Here is a 5,862-nt window from a genome sequence, read left to right as displayed (position 1 = left end):
TGGTCCCATGCGGTCTTCCACTCCCCCAGCGCGGGGACGTCGTCGATGTGCGTCGCGCCCTCCGGCAGGGATCCGAGGGCGTCGGCCAGCACCCGTGCCTTGCCGGCGTTCTTCGCCGCGGCGGCGGCCGGGTCGGCCAGCGCCGCCCCGTCGCCGCCGCCCAGCAGGTTGGTTCCCGACCAGGCCCGCACCTCGAGCGCGCGCTGCGCGAACATCGGCGCCAGCACCGCCCGCAGCAGGGTCTGCCCGGTCTTGCCGTCCCGTCCGGCGTAGGGCAGTCCGCTCTCCTCTGCCAGCGGCGCCAGTGCGGGGTGCTGTATCCCGGCGGAGGGGGTGAAGTTCACGTACGGGCAGCCGGCCCGCACCGCGGCCGCCGCGTACAGCGAGCTGACCGGCAGACCGGGGCCGCCGTCGGCGGGCTCGGTGGAGGCGACGTTGACCACCACCACCCGGGAGAGCCCGCGCCGCTGCGCGAAGTCCTCGATGTCGTCGGCCAGCCGGGCGGTCTCGTCCTGTCCGCCTCCGCGTGTTCCCGGCCTGATCTCCCGGTCCGCGTCGGCCAGTTCGGCGCGCACCGCGTCGGGCAGCCCGTGCGGCAGCACCCCCGCTCCGGCGAGCGCCTCGGCGCGCTTGGGCAGCGGGCATTCGGCGGTGTCGTGACCGCCGAAGGTCAGTAAGGAGAGCGCCGGCAGTCCGCTGCGCGCGAACGGGGGCGTCTCGGTGAGCATTCCGGTGGCCGGGCGCAGACCGGCGGTCAGGGCCGCGCAGCCCGCGACGACGGTGGTGGCGACGGATCCCCGTGCCCCGATCAGCCAGACGCCCACCCGGGGCGGTGAGTCGAGAGCGGACATGAAGCTGCCTCCTCGGTGCGCACGGTGTAGGGGGAAGGGAACGGGTCGGCGGTGACCCGCGGGTCGTGGACCGTGCGGAGAAACAAGGTGGTCGAACCGTGCCGGAGAAACAAGGTGGCCTCCGGGGACCGGAGTGGCGCGGGGGACGTGTGGGAGGCGGCGGGCGGAGGTCCGGCGTCCTCCGCCCGCCGCCGTCGAGCGCCTACGCGGCGGGCCGCGCGGGCAGTTCCTCGGTCCGCGGGTGCCGGACCCGCATCTCGTGGCTCGTACCGGTGCCTTCTTCCCGGTCAGCCGGTGGTGAAGGTGAAGTCGTCCACGTCGTAGAGCGCGCCGCCGCTCTCGCCCCGGAAGACCAGATGGAGCGTGGTCGCGCCCTCCGGTGCCCCGGAGATGGCGGCGGTCACGTCCTCGAACGTCTCCCAGCCGCCGGTGAGCGGCACCGTGGCGGTGCCGAGCAGTGTCCCGGTGGGCGAGCCGGCGCGGAACTCCAGCGTGCCGCCGACGCCGCCGGAGGAGACCCGGGCGGTCACCGAGGTGACGTCGGAGAGGTCGTACGGGGTGAACGAGATCCAGTCGCCGTCGTGGATGTCTCCGACGGTGCGGCCGCCGTGCGCCGCCTCCTTGGACATCTTCGTGACCCCCGAGGAGTCCCCGTGGTGCTCGGCCTGGCGGTTCTCCGGCTGGAGCACGACCTGGTCGTGGACGGTCAGCGGGTCCTGGCCGCCGCCCCCGCCGTCGGTGTACTGCGCGTCGATCACGCCGAACACGTTGGCGCCGGCGTCGTGGCCGCCGTCGGCGGTGGTCCGCAGGGTGCCGGTGCAGCCGTTGGCCGAGGTCAGCGGGTGGCCGTGGCTGTCGTGGCCGAGGACGAAGGTGACGGTGACCTTGGAGCAGTCGATCCGCCGGCCGTCCTCGCGGTCGGTCACCCTCACGGTGAAGGGGATCGTGTCGCCGAAGGAGAACAGCCCGCCGTCACCCGGCGTCACCAGCTCCACCACGGGGGCGGTGTTGCCCACGACCACCCGGACGGTGGCCCTGGCGGTGCGCCCGGTCGGGTCGGTGACGGTCAGCCCGGCCGTGTAGGTGCCGTTCTTGCGGTACGTGTGCCGCGGGTTCTCCGCGGTGGAGGTGGTGCCGTCGCCGAACTCCCACCGGTGGGTGAGTGCCTCGCCGTCGGGGTCGCCGGTGCCAGCGGAGGAGAAGGAGACCTTCAGCGGGGCCTTGCCGGAGGTGACCGAGGCGCTCGCCTCGGCCATCGGGGAGCGGCCGTCGGTGGCGTTCTCGATCCGGTACAGGGCGGAGTTCTCGTCACCGGCGAACCACTGGAGGCCGTAGTCCAGGACGTACAGCGCACCGTCCGGGCCGAACTCCATGTCGGTGATCTGGGTGCCGCTCCACGGGAGGTCGTCGATGCCCCGCACGGTGCCGTCCGCGTCGGCGGTCACCCGCTTGATCCACCGGCGGCCGAACTCGGCGAGGAAGACGTCGCCGTCGTACGCCTCGGGGAACTTCACCGGGGAGTCCAGCTCCGGGTCGTAGTGGTAGACCGGCGCGCTCATCGGCGACTCCGAGCCGGTGCCGAACTCCGGGACGCTGCCGCCGTCGTAGGGGATCCAGGCGGGCTGTGCCGGGGGCAGTGCGCCCAGGCCGGTGTTGTGCCGCGAGTCGTTGACCGGCGCCGCGCAGTCGAAGGCCGCACCGGAGGTGGCGGTGGCGAAGTCGAAGTCCCGGTAGGCGTCGTTGTCGCCGGTGCAGTACGGCCAGCCGAAGTTGCCGGGCCCGGTGACCCGGGCGAACTCGACCTGGCCGGCCGGTCCGCGGGCGGGGTCGGCGGCGCCGGCGTCGGGGCCGTACTCGCCGACGTACAGGATGCCGGTGGCCCGGTCGACGTTGAACCGGTACGGGTTGCGGAAGCCCATGGCGTAGATCTCGGGCCGGGTGCCCTCGGTGCCGGGGGCGAAGAGGTTGCCCTCCGGGACCGAGTAGGACCCGTCCGCGTTCACCGTGATCCGCAGGATCTTGCCCCGCAGGTCGTCGGTGCTGCCGGAGGTGCGGCGGGCGTCGAAGGCGGGGTTGCGGTCCTCCCGGTCGTCCAGCGGGGAGTAGCCGTCCGACTGGAACGGGTTGGAGTCGTCGCCCGTCGACAGGTACAGGTTGCCCTGCGCGTCGAAGTCGATGTCGCCGCCGACGTGGCAGCAGATGCCGCGGGTGGTCTCCACCTCGAGGATCACGGCCTCGCCGGCCAGGTCCAGGGTGCCGTCGGCCCTCAGCTCGAACCGGGAGAGCCGGTTGACGCCCTCGAAGGGCTCGAAGTCGGCTGCCGTGCCCGTCTCCGGCGCGTCACCCTCGGGGGTGTCCAGACGGGGCGCGTAGTACAGGTAGACGAACCGGTTCTGCTCGAAGTCGGGGTCGACGGCGACGCCCTGCAGCCCCTCCTCGTCGTGGGTGTAGACGTCGAGGCGGCCGGAGAGTCCGGTGTTGCCGGCGTCGTCGGTCAGGTACAGCGCCCCGTCGCGGGAGGTGGTGAGCACCGACCGGTCGGGCAGCACCGCCAGCGACATCGGCTCGCCGATCGTCGCCGCCCCCTTGGCGAGGGTGACCTGCTGGAACTGCGCCTCGTCGGCGGCTGAGGCGGCGACCGGGCCCGCCGCCGGGGCTGCGCCGGCCGGTCCGGTGGTCAGGGTGAGCGAGGTACAGGCCAGCAGCGCGCCGCCGATCAGCGCCACGGCCTTGCGGAAGGTGTTCTGACGGTTCCTTCTGTTCGAGCGCACGGAGTTCCTCCGTCGGCTGGTGGACGTGTGGTGCGTGCGCCGGGGTGCGCCGGCAGCCCGGAGAGTCTGAGGTGGCCGGCCGGGTGGCCGGCCGCGACGGCTAGTTGCCGCCGAAGGCGGCGTCGAAGGAGGCGGCCGGGGGGTCGAAGTCGAAGGCCTTGAGCCGCCGCAGTGCCTCGGGCGCCCCCTGGAGGCGGTCCATCCCGGCGTCCTCCCATTCCACCGAGACGGGACCGGCGTAGCCGATGGAGCGCAGCATCCGGAAGACGTCCTCCCACGGCACGTCGCCGTGGCCCGCGGAGACGAAGTCCCAGCCGCGCCGCGGGTCTCCCCAGGGCAGGTGGGAGCCCAGCCGGCCGTTGCGGCCGTCGAGGCGCTTGCGGGCCTCCTTGCAGTCCACGTGGTAGATCCGGTCGCGGAAGTCCCACAGGAAGCCGACCGGGTCGAGGTCCTGCCACACGAAGTGCGAGGGGTCGAAGTTGAGTCCGAACGCGCTCCGGTGGTCCACGGCCTCCAGGGCCTTGTGGGTGGTCCAGTAGTCGTAGGCGATCTCGCTGGGGTGGACCTCGTGGGCGAACCGCACGCCCTCGGCGTCGAACACGTCCAGGACGGGGTTCCAGCGGTCGGCGAAGTCCTGGTAGCCGCGCTCGATCATCGGCTCCGGGGCGGGCGGGAACATCGCGACCAGGTGCCAGATCGCCGAGCCGGTGAACCCGACGACGGTGTCCACGCCGAAGGCGGCGGCGGCCCGCGCGGTGTCCGCGATCTCCGCGGCCGCCCGGCGGCGGACGCCTTCCGCGTCGCCGTCCCCCCAGATCCGGGCGGGGAGGATCGCCCGGTGGCGCTCGTCGATGATCGCGTCGCAGACCGCCTGCCCCACCAGGTGGTTGGAGACGGCCCAGCACTTCAGGCCGTACTTGTCCAGCAGTTGGTGACGGCCCTCCACGTAGGACGGGTCGGCGAGCGCCTTGTCGACCTCGAAGTGGTCTCCCCAGCAGGCCAGTTCGAGTCCGTCGTAACCGAAGTCGCGGGCCAGGCGGCAGACTTCCTCCAGCGGCAGGTCGGCCCACTGCCCGGTGAAGAGGGTGAAGTTACGGGGCACGGTAGGTCTCCTCGGTCGGTGCGCGTGGCGGCTTGCGCGGGGCGGGGTCGGGACACGGGCGGTGCGCCCCTGCGGGAGGAGCAGGGGGCGGCGGGCTCAGCCCACGGCGGTGTACGTGGAGCCCTTGGCGGCGCTCTCCTCGACGGCGGCGAGGACCCTCTGCACGCGCAGGCCGTCCGCGAAGGTCGGGGCGACCGGTTCGCCGGCGTGCACGGCGCGCACCAGGTCGCGCGCCTGGTGGACGAAGGTGTGCTCGTAGCCCAGGCCGTGCCCGGGCGGCCACCAGGCCTCCAGGTAGGGGTGCTCCGGCTCGGTGACGAGGATCCTGCGGAACCCGGCACGTGGCGCGGGTTCGCGGTGGTCATGGTATTCCAGCTCGTTCAGCCGCTCCAGGTCGAAGGCGAGCGACCCCTGCGAGCCGTTGAGTTCGATCCGCAGCGCGTTCTTGCGGCCGGTCGCGAAACGGGTCGCCTCGAAGGTGGCGAGGGCCCCGCCGGTGAACCGGCCGGTGAAGAGCGCCGCGTCGTCGACGGTGACGGCGCCCCGGCCGGCCGCGGCGCCGGCCGTGGCCAGGCCGCTCGACGCCGCGGCGGGCAGCGGGCGTTCGCGGACGAAGGTCTCGGTCAGCGCGGACACCCCGGCCAGGGTGTCGCCCGTCAGGTACTGGGCCAGGTCGACGATGTGGGCTCCGAGGTCGCCGAGGGCCCCGGAACCGGCGGCCTCCCTGCGCAGCCGCCAGGTCAGCGGGAACTCGGGATCCACCAGCCAGTCCTGGAGGTAGGCGACCCGCACGTGGCGCAGCTCGCCGAGCCTGCCGGCGGCGACCATCTCGTGGGCGAGCGAAGCGGCGGGCACGCGACGGTAGTTGAAACCGACCATGGCGACCTGGCCGCGGCGTGCGGCGGCCTCGGCCGCCGCCACCATGGCCTCGGCCTCGGCGACGCTGTTCGCGAGGGGCTTCTCGCACAGCACGTGCTTGCCGGCCTCCAGGGCGGCAATGGCGATCTCGGCGTGGCTGTCGCCGGGGGTGCAGATGTCGACGAGGTCGACGTCCTCACGGGTGATCAGGGCACGCCAGTCGGTCTCCGCGGCCTCCCAGCCGTGGCGGTCGGCGGCGGCACGGACCGCGTGCGGGTCG

The 5,862-nt window shown here is 73.4% G+C and carries 4 protein-coding genes; all 4 read right to left on the bottom strand.

Going from position 1 to position 5,862, the window contains the following annotated elements; translation table 11 throughout:
- Positions 1 to 851, bottom strand: an 851-nt coding sequence (locus HW445_RS16170; RefSeq protein WP_180221720.1) for an inositol-3-phosphate synthase, incomplete at its 3' end; no start/stop codon positions are given.
- A 287-nt stretch (positions 852 to 1,138) separates the two neighbouring features.
- Positions 1,139 to 3,622 (bottom strand): PQQ-dependent sugar dehydrogenase, encoded by a 2,484-nt coding sequence (locus HW445_RS16165; RefSeq protein ID WP_180221719.1) that lies wholly within the window; start codon positions 3,620 to 3,622, stop codon positions 1,139 to 1,141.
- A 100-nt stretch (positions 3,623 to 3,722) separates the two neighbouring features.
- On the bottom strand, positions 3,723 to 4,724 hold the full coding sequence (locus tag HW445_RS16160; RefSeq protein WP_180221718.1) for a sugar phosphate isomerase/epimerase: 1,002 nt from the start codon (positions 4,722 to 4,724) through the stop codon (positions 3,723 to 3,725).
- Between the two features lie 96 nt (positions 4,725 to 4,820).
- The coding region (locus HW445_RS16155) for a Gfo/Idh/MocA family protein (protein WP_180221717.1) at positions 4,821 to 5,862 on the bottom strand (1,042 nt) is incomplete at its 5' end.

The sequence above is a fragment of the Streptomyces sp. UH6 genome, assembly GCF_013421635.1.
Taxonomy (GTDB): domain Bacteria; phylum Actinomycetota; class Actinomycetes; order Streptomycetales; family Streptomycetaceae; genus Streptomyces; species Streptomyces abyssomicinicus.
The sequence above is the reverse complement of the archived record's forward strand: the minus strand, read 5'-3'. Positions and strand labels throughout refer to the sequence as shown.